A 23,144-nucleotide genomic window follows, 5' to 3' on the forward strand; every position below is an offset into this window, starting at 1 on the left:
TATTGCAGATAGCCAAATTCGTCTTGGTTAGTGCGGTAAATCACAAACGTTAATAAACTATTTCCCTGGACTTAACCTCGTCTGGGGGATTCCTTAATTTAGGCCGCTGAAGATGGGGCTGGGCAGGTTGATAGCGTTGGCCAGGACCAGCCATTTGGGATGATTGGTCCTTGGGATACTGCGATCGCCCCTTAGGGCTGTTCTAACCCTCTTACCCTCGCTAACGGCCTACCCGGGCGAACTCTAGGTACCCCCGTGTCTGCAAGCGCAACCTCCACTGCCCCCACTGCCGCCATTGATTTCCGCAGCCATCAAACCTTTATCCAACTGCTAGAGCAGCTCTATCGCGAGCGGGCCCTCGTCCCCTTTGCGGCAGGGCGACCCATTCCCCTCCGCAACGATGAGGTGCTGATCATCTGTCGAGGCATTGTGCAGCTGTTCACCATTCAACACGACGGCAGCGAAACGCTGCTTGGCCTGGCTGGGCCATCGATGCCGATCGGCCTACCCCTAACCACCGTTGACCCCTACTGGGCTACTGCCCTCACCGATGCCGATGTGCTGTCGCTGCCCATGGTTGAAATCGAGGGCTCATCGGTACTGATGGCAGGCATGTTTCGCAATTTGACCCTGAGAATGCAGCAGGCCGAGGCCTGGCTGGCGCTCTCGGGCAAGCGCCTGGTAGCCGATCGCCTCAAGCACTTTTTGCTGATGCTGGCCAAAGATTTTGGCCATGTCGAGCCCAGCGGCATTCGCATTCCCATGCGGCTGACGCACCACCAGTTGGCCACGGCCATCGGCACCACCCGCGTCACCGTAACTCGCCTGCTAAAAGAATTTAAAGTCGAAGGCTGGCTGACTATTGACCAGCGCCAGCTCGTGCTCCAGCTTGACCCTCGGTTTCCGGCAAATCAACTGCTAAACCCGATGGCTCAGCGCTGAACAGTCCTGGTTCCGACCTGGTTCCGATTAAGGCTCTGACTTCAGCTAGGGCTGGCTTCAGATCTTCTAGAACTGTCTCTGACTCAGTTTCGCGATGCTGGAGCTGGTGAAAAAACGTCAGCACGGTTTTTCTGGTCGCCCAGTCGGTCAGGGGCTTAGCAAATTTGTCTAGCGGGTTGAGATCTACCAGCCAGTGCCCAACTTTTACCCCCAGAGGTTCGAGGTGTTTGCCTTCTAGTTCGGCATGGATTAGCTGTTTGGCTTGCAAATGCTGGTAAAGCCAGAGGACATCGCTGGTGGCGGGGCAAGGGTCTTGAATGCTTCCCGCTACAGTGTCGTGGGTGAAGGAAACCATGGCCGTCAGATTAAAGAGGCGGCTGCGATCGATCAGAGCGAGGGTTTGTTGGCGGGTGGGCCGTACTCCCAGGCCTAACTTATCGAGCAGGTGCGCCAATGATTTGAGCGGTACTGCGCTAGTGGTATCGCTAATGTCGGGAGCTAAGAGCTGAGTGGGCTGGTTCCAGATGCTAGGGGAAGCCGCTAGGCGATCGCGCAGCCACTGGGCATTCCTGATGCCGATCACCTCATCGAGGGTAGTATCCATTGGGTCTAGCTCAACGCCGCACAGTAGTTCCAGCAGGGCAATGTATTTGCAGCCTAGGCTGTGGCCCAGCCAGGCGTAGCGATCGCTCTGGTGATATACCTCAGTGTCGTACCCAACTTCGGCAGCAAGCTGCGGTAGATAAGTTTGCAGTCGTCGCTGCTCCTCTAGCAGGCTTAGGGCAATGCCCCAGTGGCGAAAGCTGAAGCGGAAGGGCATGGCCACCACGGTGTAGCCAGCGTCATACAGCTCGCGCAGCAGGTGGCGATAGCACAGGGTCGGCAACGAGCCAAAAAATGCTCCACCAATAAACTGAATTATCCCTTTAGGCTGGGGATGCAGCGCCACCCAGCTAAAGGAAACCGGCTGAAAGGTAAAAGGTTTCATTAAATACTCAGCGTTACGGCGGTTTTCCATAGCGTTCCTCAGCCGCAGGTAGACACTACCAGGGCTGAGGGCATTAGAATTACGTGGCACCTACCGGTTGGTCGGCTCCATGCGAATAGGAATTTCCAGCTTGGAGAGCAGGTCACTGACGGTGCTCAGGTTTTCGGCGCTGGGGTCTACTTGAGCCAGGGTTTCGGCCAAAACCTCGGCCCGAGCCGTGGGGCTGAGCAGCGATAGGTCAATCATGGGGGGATTGATCAGGTCGGGCAGCACCGGGCGATCGCCAGCCACCTCAGCCACGATGACGGGATCGATAGGGAAGAAGCCGCGATCGGGCTCTACTTCATTGAGGCCCTTACCGCTGGCGAGTTCTAGCGGATAGTTGATCTGGTCAAAGTCGCCGCCGCGAGCCGTGAGGTCGTTGGGCAAAAAGGTGCCGCGGACCTCGGGGTTGAGCAGCACCTTGACTGGGCGATCGCTCTGGGGTCTGAGGACCACCCCCCGGCGCAGGGCGGGCAGGCGCAGGCGCACAAAGCCGCGAATCTCAACATCGGGGTTGGCCTCATCGAGCAGGCCGGGCCGAGTCAGGTCAGGCAGCAGTTGCACCGAGGCGGTCTGCTTTGCCGGCAGCCTAAACCGGGTGGTAAACACCGGAGTCACTGGGCTGGGCATCACCTCGGTCAGTGCCAGCTTGGTGTTTTCGCCAGCGATGTCAATTGCTACAAAAGCATTGCCAGTCAAGGTGCGATCGGGGTCAACGGGGTTGGGGCGGCTGACGTGAAACTCAAGCTGATAGGTAAAGTCGCGGTCTTCTAGATTGGCAATGGTCAGAAAATATCCCTGCACCACGCGGCGGGCCACGGAGGGGTCGGCTGGGGGTGGGGCGATACGCTTGACCAGCAGCTCAAAGGTAGTAATTTCCATAGCTTGATTTCACCAAAAAATACGGCTTGCCCCAGCGGCCTTGACTAGTTAATGGAAGCGGAGGCTTCTGGCTGTCGGGGTTGAGCCCATTGTGGAATTTACGCTCTGGGGTCGCCGTCACCCGAGCGGGTACTTTTGGCTGCGGTATCAGGGCCGGTCGTGATCCTCGCATCCTAGGGCCGCCAAGGCGATCGCCGCTGGGTAGATGCGGTGCTCTTGCTGCTGAACGCGGGACTGGAGCATATCGGGGGTATCGCCGGGCTGTACCGGCACTACCGCCTGCATAATGATCGGGCCGCTGTCTACCGCTAGCTCGACATGGTGAACTGTGCAGCCCGCCACCTTGACCCCTGCCGCCAGCGCCTGCTCTACCGCATGTAGCCCCGGAAAGCTGGGCAGCAGGCTGGGGTGAATGTTTAGCACTCGTTGGGGAAATGCGTCAATTAATACCGATGTCACGCAGCGCATCCAGCCCGCCATAATTACCCAATCAGCGTCGCGGGCGCGGAGCGTTTCCACAATATCTTTGTCCAAGGCTTCGCGGCTGGAGTACTGGCGGTGGTTGAGCAGCACGGTGGCCAGTCCAAGGCGCGCCGATCGCTCGGCCACCCCAGCCTTGGGGTTGTTGTACACCACTACCTGAATTTGAGCGTGCAGTTGGCCCCGACCGATAGCCTGGGCGATCGCCTCCAGGTTGCTGCCGTTGCCTGAGGCCATCACCCCCAATTTTAGAGGCTGCTCAAACTGGGGCCAGGGGTCAGGCAGCGGCGGTGAAATCAGGGCGGAGGCATCTGGCATAGCGTCGAGAAACGGGGAAATGAGGTCTATCATATGACAACATAAAAACCCCCTATCTTAGGGGCGAAGGAGCGCGGTTGGTGAAGCAGAGCATGCGGCTGGGACTGATCTTTCTTTTGGGCCTGGCGATCGCGGTGACCCTCTCCCTCAGCCCCAGCAGTCAAGGGGCCACTCCCCAACGTTCTTTAGTGGTTGGGCCGACCCCTGGCGTTTTTTCGGCCCAGGGTAGCGAGCCACCCGCCGATGAGTCAGCTCCTAGTGATGGGTCAGAACCCACTAGCCTCAAGTCTTTTGAGGAGACAGTCAAGGGACTGACCGTTTCTCAAGGGTTGTTCACGGTCTACCACGATCTCCAGCGCAATCGAGCCTTTTTAGGGCTAAAGCCTACCCAGCTCAACCAAAATCTGCTGTTTATCGCCACCCTAGAATCGGGGGTGGGCGAGGCCGGGCTGTTTCGAGGCTGGCCCGTCAACGATTTTATGGTTCAGTTTCGTCAGATTCCTGACAACCGCTTGCAGGTGGCCATTCCCAACGCGTTTTTTCGCGATCCACAGCCTCAGGCCCAGCAGCTGCTGCGAGAATCCTTCAGCGATTCGGTGCTGACAACGCTACCGATTCAGGCCATCGATGGCGAAACCGGCGAACTGCTCATTGACCTGAAAGACTGGCTTATCACCCGCGATCCTGCCAATCTGGCCAACCAGTTTCCCTGGGTGCTGGGCAGCTACGCCCTCAACGCTGATGCCTCCTATCTGGGGCCGGTCAAAGCCTTTCCCGAAAACGTTGAGCTGGAGACAGTGCTAGGGTTTTCAGGCGGCAGCAGCGGTGCAAACCCCTTTGCCCTGGCCCTCAGCAGCATTCCCGACAGTCGGGGGTTTAACCTGCGGGTGCGTTATAGTCTGTCAGCCATTCCCGCTCATCCTGCCTTTCAGCCCCGCCTGGCCGACGAGCGGGTAGGTTATTTTATTACCGCCTACCGCGCCCCAACCCGACCCGGTAGTTCAGACCCCTTCGTCCGCTACATTCAGCGCTGGCAGTTAGAAAAACAAGACCCCACCGCCGCCCTCTCGCCGCCCAAAACGCCCCTGGTCTTCTGGATTGAGAACACGACACCCGAGGAATATCGCGCGGCCATTCGCGACGGCATCGAGTGGTGGAATGCCGCCTTCGAGCAGGCTGGCTTTACCCAGGCAATCGAAGTGCGCCAGATGCCCGCCGATGCCGATTGGGACCCCGCCGATGTGCGCTACAACGTGATTCGCTGGTCAGACTCACTCTACCCTTGGGCTAGCGGGCTTGGGCCCTCACGGGTCAACCCTCTGACCGGCGAAATTCTCGATGCTGACGTTGTCCTTGACGCCAGCGTTGTGCGCGACCTAGCTCTGGAGTACGACACGTTCGCCGGTCAGAGGGCGATTCCAGGACGGATTGCTTCGCCAATTGCCAGTGGCGAAATGGCGCTCTGTGGTCACCCCCTGGGCGATCGCCTGCTCGCTCGACTCGCTGCCCAGACAACTGAACGCCCGACCTCGCCCCAGCTCGACACCCTACACTACTGCGCTGGGGTAAGAGCCTCGCAGACCAACGCCTTTGGCCCCCTGGCGATCGCTACCCTCGCGCCACCGTTTTCAACCCGTGAAGCCAAGGCAGCTTACCTAGAGCAAGCTCTACGAGCGCTGACCGCCCACGAAGTGGGCCACGTGCTGGGGCTGCGGCACAATTTCTTGGGCAGCACTCTGCTAGCTCCCGCCGACCTCAACAACCCGGCTATCACCCAGGCCCAGGGCATGACCAGCTCCGTCATGGACTATTTGCCTCCTAACCTAGCCCCCATCGGCCAGTCCCAGGGTGACTACTTCCCGACCCGGCTCGGCCCCTACGATCGCTGGGCGATCGAGTATGGCTATCGCCCGGTCACCAGCCGAGCGACCGCCCAGCGCGAGCTTCAGTCCATTGCCGATCGCGCGACAGACCCGGCTCTGGCCTACGCCACCGACGAAGATGCCTACACCATGGTCGACCCCAAGGCCAACGCCTGGGATATGAGCAATGACCCTTTGGGCTACGCTGAGGGGCAGCTAGCGATCGCCAAAGCCATTTGGGATCGCCTCGACTGGTTTTCGGTGAACCCGGGCGAGGGCTACGGCCAGCTGCGCCAGCGAGTGGATTTGGTGTTTTTCTACTACGGCAGCCAGGCCGATACCATGGCCAACTACATCGGCGGCCAGCGCTTTGCCCGCACTGACCCCTGGAGTTCGCGGGGGCAATCCCCGTTCGAGCCCGTGGCGGCGGCGGAGCAGCGGCGTGCCCTGACCACCCTTAGCCAGCAGGTCTTTGCCCCCAACGCCCTCAGCCTGTCGCCTGAGTTGGTCAACCGCCTGGCTCCCGATCGCTGGTGGCACTGGGGAGAAGATCCGTTTAGCGATCGCCTCGACTACCCGATTTACGATCGCATCGTATCGACCCAGGGCTTTTCCCTCAGCAATCTGCTGGAGGGCGAGCGGCTGCTGCGCCTGCGCGACAGCGAATTTAAACAGACAGAGCCAGATCCCTTTACCCTGGCTGAGCTGTTTGACACCTTAAACCAGGCGGTTTGGGCCGAAGTGCTAAATCCACCCGCTGAGGCAACGCCCATTTCTAGCCTGCGGCAGGGGCTCCAGCGTCACCACCTCAACACCCTCACCAGCCTAGTGCTGCGCAACCACGGCTCCGGCGAGGGCGTCACCGACTTTCTGGGCTTTGTCGCCCAGGAGGCCACCTTTGGTGCCCCTGAAGAAGCTCGAGTGCTAGCCCGCTACCAGCTGCGGCAGCTTCAGGAGGCGATCGCCCATCACCTCGACCGCCAGGGTCAGCAGCTCGACCTGGCGACCCTGGCCTACCTCGAAGATGTGAGCGATCGCATCGTTAAGGTGTTAGACGCCCCCTTACGTGGCCAATAACCAAATCCGATCTATAAAGATTCAATGATTTTCCCGAAAACATGGCTAAATACCCCGTCCCCCAAGGTGCTATTGTTGATCGGGTCAATCTAGTCACTGTCACCGTTGCCTCTAGATCGTTGTCATTTGCTTACGCTTCCGGCAACTTCAACGCTGGTTACACCGCCCTCCACCCTAACCAATGTTGACCATTGCCAGGGTCGCCGTCTACTGCTTCAGGCTTGTTTTACCTGGGCACACTGAATTCACTAGTATTTTGGTCGTTCCACGGGTTATCCATGCTGAGTGCGTTAGTCGCTTTCACTCTTTCCCCGCTGTTTGCTCAACTACCGCCGGGTGAAACTACCCCAGCCCCCGAGGCTAAAACCGTTGTCATTCCGCGCGATGGCAGCTACGCCGAGGTTATTCGTTACCAGGAAGTGCGCCCCCTCCCCGGCAGCCTGGACGAAACCCCTGTGTTTAACAGCAACAGCCCCGAAGTCGTGCAGCAGAACGGCATTCTGCTGTCCACCTTTCCCAAGGACGGCATGGCATCCCCCGATGCGCACCTCAACTATGCCTTTAACGGCCGCTTCGATCTCTTTGCCCACCACATCGCCCGGGGGGTAAATGCTGACGATCGCCGCACCCTATTCATGGGCGTTGTGGTGTACAACCCCGGCGACGAGCCGATCGATATCACCATCCACCAGGGAGTCAGCTACCTCAGCCAAGAGGCCCCCTTCATCAACCTGCCCGATGCCCGGCTCAGCTCGAACGGCAGTGTCTATGCTGGCCCCGGCAGTCGCACCACCACCGACATTTTGCGCGGCGCTAACCAGTCCCACTGGCCCGATCGCATCACGGTGCCACCGGGCCATGTGCAACTGCTGATGAACACCCCCATTCCGCTGCGATCGCTCACCGTCCCAGTCAACGGCAGCTATCCCCAGGGTGGCGTCATTCCCAAGCCGCCCATACGCCCTATTACCCTGACTGCCGCCGATGCTCAAATCAACCCTGAAACCGGCGGCGACACCGCCGCACTGCCGCGTCCCCTAGCCCCGCGCCCCATTCCTAGCAATGGTCGCACGTCAATGATGTATCTCTCCAGCAGCGGCCCTGTGCATGTGGCCAGCCTGGCCCGCTATGCCGACGTGATGCCCAACGGCAACGAGCGCGTGCCCACCCTGCAAGACTGGCTTCAGGTGCTGAAGCAGGGCAACCTGGCTGGCCCCCGCGATATTCCCCCCTCTGACCCCTCAACCTATCGGTTTGGGCGGTTTTACTACGGTCGAGTGGCCGGGGTCGCCAAGGGTGCTAGCTGGAAAGCCACTCTCACTGACTCCCCCGACACCGATGTGTTGACAATTCCGGCACCTGGCAATGCCTTCTCCTACGTGATTAGCTCCGTCGATCGCAACACCTTTGGCACCGGACAAATTCAGAGCGCTCCCATGGTGGCTCGCTACCCCGATACTGCTTACCGTGCCCACGGCAACTACGGCGTGCGCTACAGCCTCAAACTTCCCTTCTATAACAATCGGGGCGTCGAGCAGGCCATTACCCTCAAGTTCCAAACCCCTATGCGCGACGAGGAGCTGGTTCAAGGGCTACGCTTTCGTCGTCCTCCCGAAGACCGAGTATTCTTTCGGGGGACTGTGCGGCTCAAGTTTAAAAATCAGATGGGGCTAGAGCGCACCCACTACGTTCACCTAGTCCAGCGTCGAGGGCAGGAGGCTGAAGCTCTGCTAAAGCTCAATATTCCCGCCGAAGCCCGCCAAGACCTCGAGGTCGATCTGGTCTATCCTCCCGATGCTACTCCACCCCAGGTGCTCACAGTACTCAATGACGGCGTGCCCGCAGTGTTTGAGGCGGAGACCATTGAGGCTCCTGCTACCCCTGCCCTCAGCCGCGATCTCTAAAATTCAAGCCGCGTTCTTTTCAGGCTTCTTGTAGGGGCCAACGGCGGCAGGTCAGTTAGAGCACTGCCCTGGCTTGGGCTTACTCAACGGACTTCCACAGCTCTTCAGGCATAGTGCGAGGCTGGCGTGAAACCAGATTGGGTTTAAACACGGCGGGGTCAGCATCGTCGTGGAGGATTAAAAAACCCGCAGCCGTGAGATTGTTCAGCATGCCTTGGATGGCGGCAGGCTCTGCCTGGGTATGGGCCATGATATCGGCCAGGGATGCACCTCTCTGACGCAAAAGCCAATTTAATAGAGTGCGCTCTGGCTCGGCTAAAGTCAGCAGGTCGGTCATGGTCTTAGGCCCAGCCGCAGCGACGGGCCGGAGTTGGGGGTGGAGAGCCTCCCCCTCGGCGGGGCTAGTCATGGAGGCTACTCCGCAGCAATGAGTTGGCGGGCTACGGCATGTACCTCCTGGCTGAAGGCATGGTCGGGGTGATGTAGCCAAAAAATGCCGCCGCTGGCCAACTGTAACATTTCATCGTTTTCGTAAAACAGTCCGGCTACCGGTACACCGTATTGGGCCTGCACCTTGCCAATTAGGGCTTCGCGAGGGTAAATATCGGGGGCCTTATTGATTAGTAGGGTAATGTTGGGCACGTCAAGCTTTTGGGCCACTTCAAGGGTGACGGCGGTGCCCAAGAAGTCTTGGCGATCAGGGCGCAAGATGATCACCATCCGGTCAGAAATGGCGATGGAGAGCAGAGTTTCTTCGTTGAGGCCTGGGTGGGTATCGATGAATAGGTAGTCGAGGCCGAGCTTATTAATCAGGTCGTGAAAGCAGTCGTTGAGCAGCCCTACGTCGTAGCCCTCCCGCAAAATCTTGGCAATTTCGCCAGCCTTGAGGCTAGAGGGCATCAGGTAAACAGCACCGCTGATATCGGCGAGGGTCCCGTTGGCAGTAGCCAGAGCCGTTACATCGTAGGCCGCATCTTTGGCGCTGCACTTATCCCATAGGTAGTCATTGAGGGAATGGGTAAAGTCTTCGTCGTCCAGCCCAAAGAGGACGTGAATGCCAGGGGACTGAATATCGGTGTCGACAATGGCGACGCGCTTGCCCTGGCTAGCTACCGCTGTAGCAATGTTAGCCGTCAGGTTCGATTTGCCTGTGCCGCCGCGAAAGGAGTGAATCGAAATAACCTGCGCCATAGACGTCTGCCCCCGCCGGATAAACAATAAAAGTTTTGCTGCAGACTGCCCAGTTTTGGAGGCCGACAGAACTGAGCTTAGTATTGGAATAATTGCTGCGAGACTAACGCGCTGAAAGCAGTCACACCTACTTTGGAAAAAAAATCAAGCGCGAGGGAAACGTTGCAAGCCAAGTTTTAGAGAGTGGCAGGGTCGGTGTACAAGCTGCTGGTTGATAGTCGGTGCAACAGAGGGCAGCCTCTGAACCAGCATCGAGGGGCCGGACAGGGCATTTGAGGTATGGACTATTGGTGTAGTACTGGCAGCGGAAACAAGGTACTTGGTGTAAGCGCCGCAGCCGTTGCACACCATCGCTAACGGCCAGCAAAATCGCCAGCACAAAGACCAGCACCATAAACCAGATGCCAAGGGGCACTACGATCGCCAGCAAAACGTCGGCAGAAAGCATAGAACCTCGCTAAAAGCAGTGGCAGAGATTAGGGAACTGTTCTGAGACTCTGAGGTGCGACTAGCAAGTTTTCCGTCGTTCCCCAAAAGCTCAAAATCTGGCTGGCTACGGGATGGGGATGCACCGCATGGAAAAAATGGCGGCCCGGAAATGAAGCTATGCGATCGCTCCCCTTAAGCCAGGGCTGCCATCCCTGAATTTGGGTGGGGTCAACGATAGAATCTGATTCGCCACCGCAGACGAGTAGGGGCACCGCTACGCTGCCGGGACAGAGGCTAGCCCGCTTTAGCAGCGAGTGGGGCGATACCGAGTGCAGCAAATCCTGCTCTAACAGGTTGATCCAGCCACGTAACAAAGGCCGTGATTGGTGCCCAAATAGGCTAAAGACCATTTGGGTGAGCACCTGCCGCCGCTTGCAGGGCAATTGTTCGAGTTGAGCGTAGTAGTGGGCTTGCCAATCGACCATGGGGTTAACCCCCACCGAGAGTAGCGTCAGCGACTTGACCCGATGGGGATTTTGGCGGCTGTAGAGCAGCCCCACCAGCCCGCCTAGGCCATGACCCATCAAGTGCACCGGCCGATTATGACCTTTGAGGTAATCGTGCAGTAGGGTGACAGCAATATCGAGGGAGCTGGGCTCATCGGGGGTTTGTCGGTAGGCCCACTGGGCAACTTCAACATGGCGGGTTAGGCAGCCCAGCAACTTTTGGTCAAATCGCTCAAAGCTGGGACTGACGTTGAGCCACAGGGCATCGGGGCAGGTGGATACAGTCATTGGATACACAATTTCTGAACAATGTTTGAAGCAGGCAGGGAGTAGGAGGTGCACCTTGAGCAATGGGCCAGCGATGCCCTACAGCCGAAAAGGCAGGCTAGACGCCAAAGGCTGACTTTAGCTGGGTGACCCAGGTTTTGATGCGATCGCTGGTCAGCTCGGCCTGATTGTCTTCATCGATCGCCAGACCCACAAATTTGCCATCTTGAACGGCCTTAGACTCGTTAAAGTCATAGCCATCAGTAGGCCAATGGCCCACGGTAGCAGCCCCCAATGCGGTGATTTTCTCAGCCAAAATGCCCATGGCATCCTGAAAATTGTCGGCATAGCCCACCTGATCACCAGCGCCAAAGTAAGCCACCTGCTTGCCGCTAAAATCGATGGCATCGAGTTCGTCGTAGAAGCCTTCCCAATCCGATTGCAGTTCGCCAATATTCCAGGTGGGACAGCCAATGACAATGCAGCTATAGTCAGCAAAGTCGTCGGGGCTGGCGTCGGCAATGTCGTGCAGGGTGACCACGCTTTCACCCCCAAACTCAGTCTGAATTGCCTTTGCTAGGGTTTCGGTATTGCCGGTCTGGGTGCCAAAAAATAGGCCAATTTTAGTCATGGAAAATCCTGTCCTGGTTTAATGTGAGTAGCGACATGAGGAAAGGGGGGCAGGATGTTGGAGCCCTATGTGCCCCCCAAGAGAGGAGAAGTTAACCCAACGCTACGATTCGACGGTGCTCAGAGCCTTTTCTACTCGGCGAAAGTCGAACCCAATGGCGCGCAGGGCATGCCACAAGTGGCCCTGCAAGCAGAAGAACGCCAAAATAAAGTGGGCATTGGCTAACCAGCAGCGCGAGGTGTGGGCATTCAGCGGTAGCACCACAGTGTCGACGAAGTAGGGCATAATGCCGAGCTTGACGGCCAAGGGCGGGCCATAGAACTCTACCGGGTAGGCCAGGGTGTTCACCGCGCAGAAGTAGGCCGCCACAAACCCTGCCAGGGCAATGCCGCCCAGGGAGTAGGACAAAATTGCTTCACCCGAAAACAGCAGCACGTTCTTAGCCCACTTCAGTGGCGGCACCAGAATGTGCCAGATGCCTCCAGCAATCAGCAGCACTCCGACAAATAGGTGGCCGCCCACCAGATCCTCGAGATTGTTCACGCTGGCAAAGTGGGTTTGATAACCGTAGATCACCAGCGGGTCGAGGGTCGGCTGTACCAGCCGCACGGTCTGAGTCGTGGCGTCGTAGAGACCGCCCCAGGTGGTGGCTTTGGCCACGAGCAGTAGCGCCCCAGCCCCTAGAAACAGCAGGTGGTGGCCTAAAATCAGCCCTAGCTGAGCCGGGTCATCCCACTCGAAGTGAAACCTGCGGGCCTGCCCCTTGGTTTCCTTCAAATTTGCAGGGGCTTTGAAGGTGTGAAACAGTGCCCCGGCCCCTAATACTGCCGAGGCAATTAGGTGAACTGCCCCCACCACAAAGTAGGGATAGACATCAATAACGTCACCACCATCGCCAACGCCTAGGCCGAGGGTGGCCAGGTGGGGCAGCAAAATTAGCCCCTGCTCACCCATCGGCACAGTCGGGTCAAACCAGGACAGCTCGAACAGGGTGAAGGCTCCAGCCCACAGGGCAATGAGCGCTACCTGGCCCACATGGGCCGCAATAAAGAATCCCGACAGGTTGGCAAAGCGGGCATTACCGGCCCACCAGTCGTAGCTCACTTCGGGGTTGCCATAGGTTTGCATAGCTAATGAATCCTTACTAAAGTCAGAATCAGCACGCACTTATTGAGAAGAAAACTCAATAAGGAGATTTGACCACAGATCGGAATCATTCTCAATAGGTGGAGGTTAAGTTTTGTTGCATCCGCACAGGGCCCTACGTCCTAGGGCGCAGTGCAACAAGCGGTACAGGATGTTTTCGTGGTTTATCCAAGTCCCTAAGCAGGCTGTGACGGCCAGAAAGGAAGCAGCTATTGACTTATGGTTTCAACAGGGCTAGCTGAAGCGATCGCCCCCGTCCCGTTCACAAAGACCAAGACAGGGGCGATCGCCTCCTACTCTCACTATCGAGACTAGCTATTTAGAAAAGTCGTATTCCCGAATCTCTAAGCGACAGTCATTCTGAAGGTTGAGGGCCCGCTTAATTGGGTTAATGTCTCTAAATCCTTCGGCCCCCTGCTGCCTCAAACTAGCCTCAAATCGTTCGGCAAACTGTGAAGCACAGGGGCTGCGGCTGGCTTGCAGACGCTCTAGATGGATCAATGTTGTGTCCATATCCCAGACTTCTACGGAGCTGTGCAGCTGTTCCCACAGGCGGTTTTCTCGGCTACTAGTAGCCGTTCGGAGCTGGTAGCGATCCAAGATGCGGTAGGCCAGCCAAAAGCTAGCGCTCAAAATGACCGCCATGCCCAGGGAAATTAAGCAGCCAGCCAGTGGGTTGCGCCGAGTCAATCGCCCTGAAGGCTGGGGCAGCGGCTCGGCGTTGAGCTGCCGGTAGTAATCCACAAACTGAGGCATTTGATCGAGGAACCAAATCTCAATGCCCTTGGGCTGAATTTGCTCAGCAATGGCCTGGGCAGACTCCCAGTCCTCCTCGGGCGTGAGTCCAGCAATCACCGATCGCTGGTCAGGGAAATGCGGCTGGTGGAGCTGAATTTTGTCAACTGTCGCCCACAGGTCGGCTGGTGTGAGGGTCGGGGGGCAATAGATAGCGTAGGCCGGTGTGAGCAGGTCTACGACCCCCTCCTCGGGGCAGGGTACCTGCCGATAAACGCTGTGGCCATAGTCTTCCAACCAGCGCCCTAGCGCGGTTCGAAGGTCTTCTGCATTGGCAAGTTCTATGGCAACGGTCACGGTCGGCCCAGGGAGATATAGTTCTTATGTACTAATACTAAAGCGAGATCTAAGATTGGGATCGAAAATCGCTAGAACGCTTAGCCGTTAACAGGTTTGTTCCGCAACGGTTCTGCAATGATAGAGCGATTTTTTTAAAGCGGTTGCGTCATTTTGCTGGTTGACCCCAGCAATTTGCCGAACTAGGCCCTAGGCTATAAGATAAGATTAAGTAATGTAAATAATCTCTAAGGAAAAACTATTGTCTGTGATTTTTGCTGCTGGTGGTTCATGCATTCTTAAAGCCGAGCTAGCGGACAAACGCTAAACCCGACCCGTTTCCTACGGTTCTCCTCACTGCGGAGTATGCGTGCATCTACGTAAAGTATTACTAACTCAGTAGGCCCATATATTCATGCTTTGGGGGTCCATGGCCCCAACATCGCCACAGTCGCAGCCCGTTCTTGCTCAGTCAATTTCGGCTCTCTGTCACTCCTCACGCCATTGGTACTGACTTAACTGCCATGTTTGAACATTTTACTAATACCGCGATCGCCGTCATCATGAAGGCCCAGGAAGAGGCCCGTCGGCTGCGCCACAACTTTGTCGGCACCGAGCAACTGCTGCTGGGCCTGATTAAAGAAGAATCGACTCTATCGGCTAAAGTGCTGGGCGAGTTTGGCGTCAACATCAACGATGCCCGCGCCGAAGTCGAGGCCATCATTGGCCGCGGCAGCGGCAGCGTACCGCCCGAAATTCCCTTCACGCCCAAGGTGAAGCAGGTGTTTGAGCAGGCCTTTCAAGAGGCCCGCAAGATGGACTCACCCTACATTGAGCCCGAACATTTGCTGCTCAGCCTTTGCCAGAACACGGAGAGCGTCGCCTATCGGGTACTGACCAACCTTGGGGTTGACCCGGCTAAGGTGCGCACCCGCATCATTCAAGATATCGGTGAAGTAGCCGCCATGCCCGCTGGCAGCCGTCGCGAGAGCGATCGCGACAGCTCCCGCAAGCCCGGCAAAATTCTCGCCGAGTTCGGCCATGACCTGACGGCCCTAGCTGCCGCCGGCAAAATTGACCCTGTAGTGGGCCGCGCCAAGGAAATTGAGCGCGTCGTGCAAATTCTTGGTCGTCGCACCAAAAACAATCCCATTTTGGTGGGTGAGCCAGGGGTAGGCAAAACGGCGATCGCCGAGGGCCTAGCCCAGCGCATTGTCAACCAAGACGTGCCCGAAGCGCTGATTACTAAGCGCGTCATCAGCCTCGACATGGGCTCCCTGGTCTCGGGCACCCGCTTTCGAGGTGATTTTGAAGAGCGCCTCACTCAGCTCGTGCAGGAGGTGCGCGAAGACCCCGATGTGGTGCTGGTAATTGACGAAATTCACACCCTAATTGGGGCTGGTTCCCTCGAAGGCGGGCTCGACGCCGCCAACATGCTCAAGCCCGCCTTGGCACGAGGCGAGATGCAGTGCATTGGAGCCACCACCCTCGATGAGTTCCGCAAACACATTGAGCGCGATGCTGCCCTAGAGCGCCGCTTTCAGCCCGTTACCGTGAGCCCGCCCTCGGTGAGCGAGACCATTGAGATTCTCCAGGGGGTGCGCAGTCGCTATGAGCAGTTCCACCAGGTGAACTTTACCGATGCGGCGCTAGAGGCGGCCGCCAAGCTGTCGGATCGCTATATCAGCGATCGCCACCTGCCCGACAAAGCCATTGACCTAATTGATGAAGCGGGTTCCCAGGTGAAGCTGCGGTTCATGCCCAAGTATCCCTCCAAGGAACTCAAGCAGCAGCTGCGCCAGGTCAATAAAGAGCTAGATGAAGCCATTCAGCTGCAAGAGTTCCCCAAGGCCAAAACCCTGCGAGAGCAGCGGCAGGCGCTGATTCAGCAGCTTCAGGCCGACATTCCCGAGTACGGCGAGGCGGTGACCGACAGTTCACCAGCCCTGCCCAATGTTGATGAAGACAACATTGCCGACATCGTGGCCGCTTGGACAGGCATTCCGGTGAACCGGATGACCGAAACCGAGGCCGTGCGTCTGCTGCACCTTGAAGATGTGCTCCACGAGCGGGTGATTGGTCAGAACGAAGCCGTAGTCGCTGCCGCTAAAGCAATTCGTCGGGCGCGTTCGGGCTTGGCCAGCGGCGATCGCCCCATTGCCAGCTTGGTGTTCTCTGGCCCTACAGGGGTGGGTAAAACTGAGCTGTCCAAGGCTCTGGCCGTGGCGCTGTTTGGCTCCGAAGAGGCAATGATTCGCCTCGACATGTCCGAGTTTATGGAGAGCCACACGGTGTCGAAGCTGATTGGCTCGCCGCCGGGCTTTGTGGGCTACGACGAAGGCGGTCAGCTCACCGAAGCGGTGCGTCGCCAGCCCTACAGCGTCATCCTGATGGATGAGATCGAGAAGGCTCACCCCGAGGTCTTTAACGTACTCTTGCAGGTGCTTGACGACGGGCGACTGACCGACGCCAAGGGGCGGGTGGTGAGCTTTAAGAACACCCTGATCATCATGACCTCAAACATCGGTTCTCAGGTGATTGAGAAGGGCGGTGCTGGTCTGGGCTTTGACTTTGCCACCACCGATGCGGCCACCAGCCAGTACAACAACATCCGCAACCTGGTCAACGAAGAGATGAAGCAGTACTTCCGTCCGGAAATGCTGAACCGGATCGATGAAATCATCGTCTTCCGTCAGCTCACCCGCGACGAGGTCAACCAGATTGCTGATCTGATGCTCGACCAGGTCAATCAACGCATTGCCGATCGCCAAATGGCGGTCACCTTGTCCGACGCCTTTCGGACGCGGCTGGCGGGCGAGGGCTATGACCAGCGCTATGGGGCACGCCCCATGCGTCGGGCGATCGCTCGTCTGGTAGAAGACACCCTAGCTGAGGCTATTTTGTCTGGCACTCTGGAGGAGGGCGATCGCGCCCACCTCGACATTGACGAGGCTGGTAACCCCATTGTTACCCCCCAGCGAGAGCCGGCTCTGGTAGGATAACCCTGGACGTTGCTGCCAGCTTGCCGAACCATGGTGAATCTCCCTCCCGACCCGCCTAACCCGTCTGACGCTAGTCGTCGCGTTGTTAGCGAAACCGCGCCCCGAGCGCGTCGCACCCTTGAGCCTGACGAGCTGTTGGCGGTAGTGCTGGCCTTCTTGGGTATAGGCTCCATCCTGTGGTGGGGCCTGACCCGCGGCCAGGGGCCATTGGCTGACCCGGAGCTGCTGTCGCGTCGGGTCGAGGAGCCGTCTTCCCTTACCCAGGTAGAACCGGAGGGGACGGAGGAAGATTTTGAACCACGCACCTTTGAACGGGGCGATCGCCCTCAGCAGGAGATCCCTGCTGAGCCGAGTTCTGACCTAGAAGATCGGCGCTCTTCGGTAGTTCCTAGGGAAGCCCCATCCGGTGTCGTGTTGCCGGTTAATCCTGATGAGGCGCCGAACGACCCCTCAACCGGGGTCATCGAGTCCACTCAACCCATTGATATTGCTGACGTACCAACTACCCACTGGGCCTATCCCTTCATCAAACCCATGTTTGATGCCGGATATCTGCCCGACTTTCCTGAGAGCAGCTTTCAGCCCGATCAACCCCTAACCCGGGCTGAGCTAGCGGCTTTCCTCAATCAAGCTTTTGGCGATGTCCCTCGGGAGGGCTCGGTGCGTGCCTTTGTTGACGTGCCCAGCAACTACTGGGCTGCTCCAGCGATCGACAGCGCCGTCTCCCAGGGCTTTATGAACGGCTACCCCGAAGGCGACTTTCGCCCCGACCAGGCCGTGCCCCGCTACGAGGTGCTAGTCTCTCTCGCCTCAGGACTGGGCCTGACCGACTCGTCCACTCCAGACCAAACGCTGCAAGCCTTTGTTGACCTCAATCCGCTGCCTGCCTGGGCCCGGCCCAAGGTAGCTGCCGCTGCCGAAAACGCCCTAGTAGTGAACTACCCCAACCGCGATCAGCTCAAGCCAGCCCAGGCGGCTACTCGTGCCGAGATTGTCGCGATGATTCACCAAGCTCTAGTGCAGCAGGGTGAGCTGCCGGCGGTGGAGTCGGAGTATGCGGTGCCGTAGGGAGTGAGGGGTGAAGGGTGGATGGGTGGATGGGTGAGGGGTTACTACTCAGTTACCCAGCAAGGTTGCTTGAGGCAGACTCTTGAGTCTGCTTCTAAACCCGCTACTCGCTACCCCTTACCCTCTTCACACCTCCTTCATCCTCCGCCCCACATTATTTCTATGCCTTGATCCCACCGTCTGATAGACTGGGAAATCGAGATGGGGAACGCGAAACCCACTAAATATAGGCAGTTTGGAGGATTGATCCCGTGGAAAGTACCCTCGGTCTTGAGATTATTGAGGTTGTCGAACAGGCTGCGATCGCATCGGCTCGCTGGATGGGCAAAGGCGAAAAAAACATTGCTGACCAGGTGGCGGTAGAAGCCATGCGGGAGCGCATGAACAAGATCCACATGCGCGGTCGCATTGTGATCGGCGAGGGCGAGCGGGACGATGCTCCGATGCTCTACATCGGTGAAGAAGTGGGCATTTGCACCCAGCCCAATGCGACTGATTTCTGCAATCCCGACGAACTGCTCGAAATTGACATTGCCGTTGACCCTTGCGAAGGGACCAACTTGGTGGCCTACGGCCAGAATGGTTCTATGGCCGTGCTAGCGATTTCTGAGAAGGGTGGTCTGTTCGCTGCGCCCGATTTCTACATGAAGAAGCTGGCGGCTCCGGCCCAGGCCAAGGGCAAGGTTGACATCAACAAGTCGGCCACCGAAAACCTGAAAATTTTGGGCGAGTGCCTCGATCGCGGTATTGATGAGCTGGTGGTCGTGGTAATGAAGCGCGATCGCCACAACGACCTGATCAAAGAGATCCGCGATGCCGGCGCCCGCGTCAAGCTAATTGCCGATGGCGACGTCGGTGCGGCTATCTCCTGCGCCTTCTCCGGCACCAACACCCACGCGCTGATGGGCATCGGTGCGGCTCCTGAAGGGGTGATTAGTGCTGCGGCCATGCGCTGCCTGGGTGGCCACTTCCAAGGTCAGCTGATCTACGACCCCGCCGTGGTTAAAACCGGCCTGATTGGCGAAAGCAAGGAAGCCAACATCGCTCGCCTTAACGAAATGGGCATCACCGACATTGATAAGGTCTACGACGCTCACGAGCTAGCTTCGGGCGAAACCGTGCTGTTTGCTGCTACCGGCATCACCCCCGGCGAGTTGATGGAAGGGGTGCGCTTCTTCCACGGCGGCGTGCGAACCCAGTCGCTGGTAATCTCTAGCCAGTCTAAGACCGCTCGCTTTGTGGACACCATCCACATGGTTGACCAGCCCAAGGCTCTCCAACTTCACTAGGCGCTCTTAGACCTAGCGAATGCTCGATTTGATCCCCCCTACCTCCTTTGAGGAGGGTAAAGACGCTGCCTTAGACAGCATGGCTCTGGGGGGTTCTACCCTGGCAAATAAACACCGACGGGCGCAAAAAACGTCCTGGAGTACGGGTTAAATTCGTTAGCCTAGAGATGCGGGATCCTCGCATCTCTTTTTTTAGGCCTTGTTCACAGTTTTTGATGGACTTTTGTTGAGTTTCCTTGAGTCGGGCCCTGTTTATCTCTAAGTTCAAACATATTGGCAATTGTGTATGCAGCAACCTTTGGGCGACCATTTATAGGCGACCAAGCTCCCCCGAAGGATCTGTCAACACCATAAAATTAGGTGACTACTAAACGCGTGGAGGAAGAATGAATATCGCCGTAATTGGCCTGAGCCACAAAACCGCCCCGGTGCAAATTCGCGAAAAACTTAGCATTCCGACGGCTCAGACAGGTGACGCGATCGCCCATCTCACCCATTGTCCCCACATCGACGAAGTCTCCATCCTCAGCACCTGCAACCGTCTCGAAATTCACATCGTGACCGAGGAAACCGAGCAGGGCATTCGTGAAGTAACTCAGTTTCTCTCCGAGCACAGCGGCCTGCCCCTCCACGAGCTGCGCCAGCATCTGTTCATCCTGCTGCACCAAGATGCCGTCAACCACTTAATGCGGGTGGCCGCGGGCCTCGACAGCCTGGTGCTGGGCGAAGGGCAAATCCTTGCCCAGGTGAAGCATGCTCACCAGCTAGCCCAGCAGCACAAGAGTATTGGCCGGGTGCTAGACCGCCTACTGAAACAGTCCCTCACGGCCGGTAAGCGTGTGCGCAGCGAGACCAGCATCGGTACTGGGGCCGTCTCCATCAGCTCTGCCGCTGTAGAACTGGCCCGCATGAAGGTGCCCCACTTGAACAGCTGCCACATCAGCATTCTGGGCGCGGGTAAAATGGCTCGTCTGCTGGTACAGCACCTAGTTTCTAAAGACTCCTCCTGCACCATCACCATTCTCAACCGCACCATCGATCGCGCCAACGAGCTGGCCAAGCAGTTCCCCGATGCCAACATTCGCACCGGCACCCTCGCTGCCATGCTGGAGACGGTTGAGGCCTGTGATGTAGTGTTTACCTGCACCTCGGCCACCGAGCCAATTCTGGATCGCGACAATCTGGCCCCGCTGGTCGACAATCGCACCCTGATGGTGTTCGACATCTCGGTGCCCCTCAACGTTCACACCAACGCCAACGAGCTGGACAACGTCCACGCCTTTAACGTCGACGACCTCAAAGCGGTAGTGGCTCAAAACCAGGCCAGCCGTCGCCGCATGGCCATGGAGGCCCAGGTGCTGCTCGACCAGGAGGTGGAGAGCTTTATGGACTGGTGGCGTTCCCTCGACACTGTGGGCACGATCAGCAGCCTGCGCAGCAAGGTCGAGACCATTCGCGAGCAGGAGCTAGAGAAGGCTTTGTCGCGCCTGGGCAGTGAGTTCGCCGAAAAGCATCAGGAGGTGATTGAGGCCCTCACTCGGGGCATTGTCAACAAGATTCTCCACGACCCGATGGTGCAACTGCGCGCCCAGCGCGACATTGAGGCCCGCAAGCGCGCTATGCAGACCCTTCAGGTGCTGTTCGACCTTGAGACCACCTCTAACGAAAAGTACAGCTAGCGTCGTTAAAAACGGGTTTCTAGCTTAGTTCACTTAGAACCCAGGGTTTTAGAACCGTGGGTTCTTCTGCTTGCCATAGGAACGTTCAGTAGGCAGTGTAAGATATCGAGCATCCTGATGTTGGCTTGAGCATACATGGCAACTCCCTTTCGCGTTGGTGTGGCAGGTCCGGTGGGCTCGGGCAAGACGGCCCTGGTAGATAGCTTATGTAAGGCGCTGCGCGATCGCTACTCCATTGCCGTAGTTACTAACGACATCTATACCCAGGAAGACGCCCAGTTCTTGGTGCGCAGTCAGGCTCTCAGCCCCGACCGCATCGTTGGGGTTGAGACCGGCGGCTGCCCTCACACCGCTATCCGCGAAGACGCCTCAATGAACCTAGTGGCGATCGAAGATCTCGAAGCCCGTTTCAATCCCCTCGATTTGGTGTTTGTGGAAAGCGGTGGCGACAACCTGGCCAGCACCTTTAGCCCCGAACTGGTCGACTTGACCCTCTACGTTATCGATGTGGCTGCCGGGGACAAAATTCCCCGCAAGGGCGGGCCTGGAATCACTAAATCTGACTTTCTGGTGATCAACAAGATTGATCTGGCTCCAATGGTGGGTGCCAGCTTAGAGGTCATGGAGCGAGACGCTCTCAAGATGCGGGGCGATCGCCCCTTTGGCTTCACCAACCTCAAAACCCAGGCGGGCTTAGCCACCATCATCGATTTTATTAGCTACCATGCAGCGGCTGAACCCGTAGCGTTAGTTCCTTGACTAGAGCTGATTTGAGAGCGTCGTGCAGAGTTTTGGCAGAGCCAGGCTGAGGTCTTAGTGCTGATACATTTGTGGCGATCGCCCAAAATCAGTCTTTAGAAAGAGGTCGCTCCAACCTGCATATCTCAGAAACGTTACAAAGAAGTTGAGGCCTTTGGTACCATAGGCTACATTTACTGCCAATCACACCTCCTAATATCCACTCTGACGGTCTACGTAATTTCTCGATCAGACAGTCTTCCATTAAAGAGTCAGGAGCGAGGTTGAATGGTAACTCGATTTAATCGACGTAAGTTTTTGGTGTATGGGTCTGCGACCCTCGGCACCTCTATGCTGCTCAAAGCCTGTGGCGGCAGCACCACCACTGATACCGGTTCCACCGATGCGGGCACCGACACTGCTGCCGCCGATGGCGAAACTATCAAGGTGGGCATTCTGCACTCCCTCAGCGGCACCATGGCCATCAGTGAAACCACTGTGGTCGATGCTGAAATGCTGGCTATTAAAGAAATTAACGAGGCTGGTGGTGTCTTAGGCAAGCAAATTGAAGCCATCACAGAAGATGGCGCCTCTGACTGGCCTACCTTTGCTTCCAAAGCCGAGAAGCTGATCGACGACGACCAGGTAGCCGTTGTGTTTGGCTGCTGGACCTCAGCTAGCCGTAAGGCCGTGCTGCCCGTGTTCGAGTCAAAAGACCACATGCTGTGGTACCCCGTGCAGTACGAGGGCCAAGAGTGCTCTAAGAACATCTTTTACACCGGAGCCGCCCCCAACCAGCAGATCGAACCGGCGGTAGACTGGCTGCTCGAAAACAAGGGCAAAGACTTCTTCCTAGTGGGTTCTGACTACGTCTTTCCCCGCACCGCCAACACCATTATCAAAGAACAGCTGACGGCTAAGGGTGGCAATACTCTGGGTGAAGACTATCTACCCTTGGGCAACACCGAAGTCACCCCCATCATCACCAAAATTAAGGCTGCCATGCCCGACGGCGGCGTAATTTTCAACAGCCTCAACGGTGACAGCAACGTGGCCTTCTTCAAGCAGCTCCAGGGCGCGGGCATGGGGCCAGACCTCTATCCTGTGATGTCGGTGAGCGTGGCAGAAGAAGAAGTTCGTCAGATTGGCCCCGAGTTTTTGGTGGGTCACCTGGCCTCCTGGAACTACTTCCAAACTGTTGAAACTCCCGAAAACGAAAAGTGGGTCGCTGACTTCAAGGCCGAGTTTGGCGACGACCGGGTAACCAACGACCCGATGGAAGCCGCCTACATCATGGTTTATCTGTGGAAGCAGGCTGTAGAAGCCGCTGGCACCTTTGAAATTCCTGAGGTGCGGGCGGCGGCCTATGGCCAGAGCATGGCGGCACCCGAAGGTTCCGTGACGATGAACGCCAACCATCACCTGTCCAAGACCGTGCGGCTTGGGGAAGTCATGGATGACGGCATGTTTAACATTGTCTGGGAAACCGAGGGTCCGGTTGATCCGGAGCCCTGGAACCAGTTTGTGCCCGACACCATTGGTTTTGCCTGCGACTGGTCTGACCCCGCTAAGGGCGGCAAGTTTGAGGTTTAAGGCTAAGCTGTAGCCGCGATCGCGGCACTGTCAAACAGT

General features: G+C 57.5%; 19 protein-coding genes. 9 read left to right on the forward strand and 10 right to left on the reverse strand.

All coding sequences use genetic code 11. From position 1 onward, the window contains the following. The first annotated feature begins 255 nt into the window (after window positions 1-255). Window positions 256-942: a Crp/Fnr family transcriptional regulator gene (locus tag H6F75_RS20870; protein WP_347710687.1), complete on the forward strand. Its 687-nt coding sequence runs from the start codon at window positions 256-258 to the stop codon at window positions 940-942. On the opposite strand, the gene H6F75_RS20875 is transcribed toward H6F75_RS20870, so the two are convergent. The 3 genes from H6F75_RS20875 to purN all read right to left on the reverse strand — a co-directional run bounded on the left by H6F75_RS20875 (window position 860) and on the right by purN (window position 3,652). After that, window positions 860-2,020, reverse strand: a complete 1,161-nt coding sequence (locus tag H6F75_RS20875) for a DUF1350 family protein (protein WP_199304044.1) — start codon at window positions 2,018-2,020, stop codon at window positions 860-862. The two genes, H6F75_RS20870 and H6F75_RS20875, sit on opposite strands and share 83 nt — an antisense overlap. Next, the gene (locus H6F75_RS20880) at window positions 2,021-2,854 is read right to left on the reverse strand and encodes a hypothetical protein (protein ID WP_190754378.1); all 834 of its coding nucleotides are present in this window, start codon (window positions 2,852-2,854) and stop codon (window positions 2,021-2,023) included. Window positions 2,855-3,001: 147 nt separating this feature from the next. Further along, window positions 3,002-3,652 carry a phosphoribosylglycinamide formyltransferase gene (gene purN, locus H6F75_RS20885; protein ID WP_190754379.1) on the reverse strand — a complete coding sequence of 217 codons (651 nt, stop codon included), beginning with the start codon at window positions 3,650-3,652 and terminating at the stop codon, window positions 3,002-3,004. Window positions 3,653-3,732: 80 nt separating this feature from the next. On the opposite strand from purN, the gene H6F75_RS20890 reads away from it, so the two are divergent. Together H6F75_RS20890 and H6F75_RS20895 are read left to right on the forward strand one after the other, a co-directional pair. After that, complete coding sequence (locus tag H6F75_RS20890) at window positions 3,733-6,591, forward strand: zinc-dependent metalloprotease (protein ID WP_190754380.1); 2,859 nt, start codon at window positions 3,733-3,735, stop codon at window positions 6,589-6,591. Between the two features lie 278 nt (window positions 6,592-6,869). Next, window positions 6,870-8,495, forward strand: coding sequence for a DUF3370 domain-containing protein (locus H6F75_RS20895; RefSeq protein WP_190754381.1), 1,626 nt, complete (start codon window positions 6,870-6,872; stop codon window positions 8,493-8,495). Window positions 8,496-8,574: 79 nt separating this feature from the next. Here H6F75_RS20895 and H6F75_RS20900 read toward each other — a convergent pair whose 3' ends face one another. From H6F75_RS20900 to H6F75_RS20930, 7 genes are all read right to left on the reverse strand, one after another. After that, window positions 8,575-8,904 (reverse strand): hypothetical protein, encoded by a 330-nt coding sequence (locus H6F75_RS20900; RefSeq protein WP_190754382.1) that lies wholly within the window; start codon window positions 8,902-8,904, stop codon window positions 8,575-8,577. A 5-nt stretch (window positions 8,905-8,909) separates the two neighbouring features. Further along, window positions 8,910-9,686, reverse strand: coding sequence for a MinD/ParA family protein (locus tag H6F75_RS20905; RefSeq protein ID WP_190754383.1), 777 nt, complete (start codon window positions 9,684-9,686; stop codon window positions 8,910-8,912). A gap of 127 nt (window positions 9,687-9,813) precedes the next feature. Then, on the reverse strand, window positions 9,814-10,134 hold the full coding sequence (locus H6F75_RS20910; RefSeq protein WP_190754384.1) for a hypothetical protein: 321 nt from the start codon (window positions 10,132-10,134) through the stop codon (window positions 9,814-9,816). Window positions 10,135-10,162: 28 nt separating this feature from the next. Next, window positions 10,163-10,909, reverse strand: coding sequence for an alpha/beta fold hydrolase (locus H6F75_RS20915; protein ID WP_190754385.1), 747 nt, complete (start codon window positions 10,907-10,909; stop codon window positions 10,163-10,165). Between the two features lie 97 nt (window positions 10,910-11,006). After that, window positions 11,007-11,519 (reverse strand): flavodoxin FldA, encoded by a 513-nt coding sequence (gene fldA, locus H6F75_RS20920; RefSeq protein ID WP_190754386.1) that lies wholly within the window; start codon window positions 11,517-11,519, stop codon window positions 11,007-11,009. A gap of 102 nt (window positions 11,520-11,621) precedes the next feature. Beyond that, window positions 11,622-12,647: a chlorophyll a/b binding light-harvesting protein gene (locus H6F75_RS20925; protein WP_190754387.1), complete on the reverse strand. Its 1,026-nt coding sequence runs from the start codon at window positions 12,645-12,647 to the stop codon at window positions 11,622-11,624. A 333-nt stretch (window positions 12,648-12,980) separates the two neighbouring features. Continuing rightward, entirely contained in the window at window positions 12,981-13,757 is a 777-nt protein-coding gene (locus H6F75_RS20930) for a hypothetical protein (RefSeq protein WP_190754388.1), read from the reverse strand. A gap of 503 nt (window positions 13,758-14,260) precedes the next feature. Between H6F75_RS20930 and H6F75_RS20935 the strand changes: the two genes are divergently transcribed. The 6 genes from H6F75_RS20935 to urtA all read left to right on the forward strand — a co-directional run bounded on the left by H6F75_RS20935 (window position 14,261) and on the right by urtA (window position 23,105). After that, window positions 14,261-16,738 carry an ATP-dependent Clp protease ATP-binding subunit gene (locus H6F75_RS20935; RefSeq protein WP_190754389.1) on the forward strand — a complete coding sequence of 826 codons (2,478 nt, stop codon included), beginning with the start codon at window positions 14,261-14,263 and terminating at the stop codon, window positions 16,736-16,738. Between the two features lie 30 nt (window positions 16,739-16,768). After that, window positions 16,769-17,806, forward strand: a complete 1,038-nt coding sequence (locus tag H6F75_RS20940; protein WP_190754390.1) for an S-layer homology domain-containing protein — start codon at window positions 16,769-16,771, stop codon at window positions 17,804-17,806. A gap of 251 nt (window positions 17,807-18,057) precedes the next feature. Then, window positions 18,058-19,095, forward strand: coding sequence for a class II fructose-bisphosphatase (gene glpX, locus H6F75_RS20945; protein WP_190754391.1), 1,038 nt, complete (start codon window positions 18,058-18,060; stop codon window positions 19,093-19,095). A 386-nt stretch (window positions 19,096-19,481) separates the two neighbouring features. Next, window positions 19,482-20,774: a glutamyl-tRNA reductase gene (locus tag H6F75_RS20950; protein ID WP_190754392.1), complete on the forward strand. Its 1,293-nt coding sequence runs from the start codon at window positions 19,482-19,484 to the stop codon at window positions 20,772-20,774. 135 nt (window positions 20,775-20,909) lie between these two features. Further along, window positions 20,910-21,533, forward strand: a complete 624-nt coding sequence (gene ureG / locus H6F75_RS20955; RefSeq protein ID WP_190754393.1) for an urease accessory protein UreG — start codon at window positions 20,910-20,912, stop codon at window positions 21,531-21,533. Between the two features lie 267 nt (window positions 21,534-21,800). Next, complete coding sequence (gene urtA, locus H6F75_RS20960) at window positions 21,801-23,105, forward strand: urea ABC transporter substrate-binding protein (protein WP_190754394.1); 1,305 nt, start codon at window positions 21,801-21,803, stop codon at window positions 23,103-23,105. Window positions 23,106-23,144: the final 39 nt, after the last annotated feature.

Origin of the sequence: Nodosilinea sp. FACHB-131 (assembly GCF_014695395.1) — a bacterium.
In the GTDB taxonomy this organism is placed as follows: Bacteria; Cyanobacteriota; Cyanobacteriia; order Phormidesmidales; family Phormidesmidaceae; genus Nodosilinea.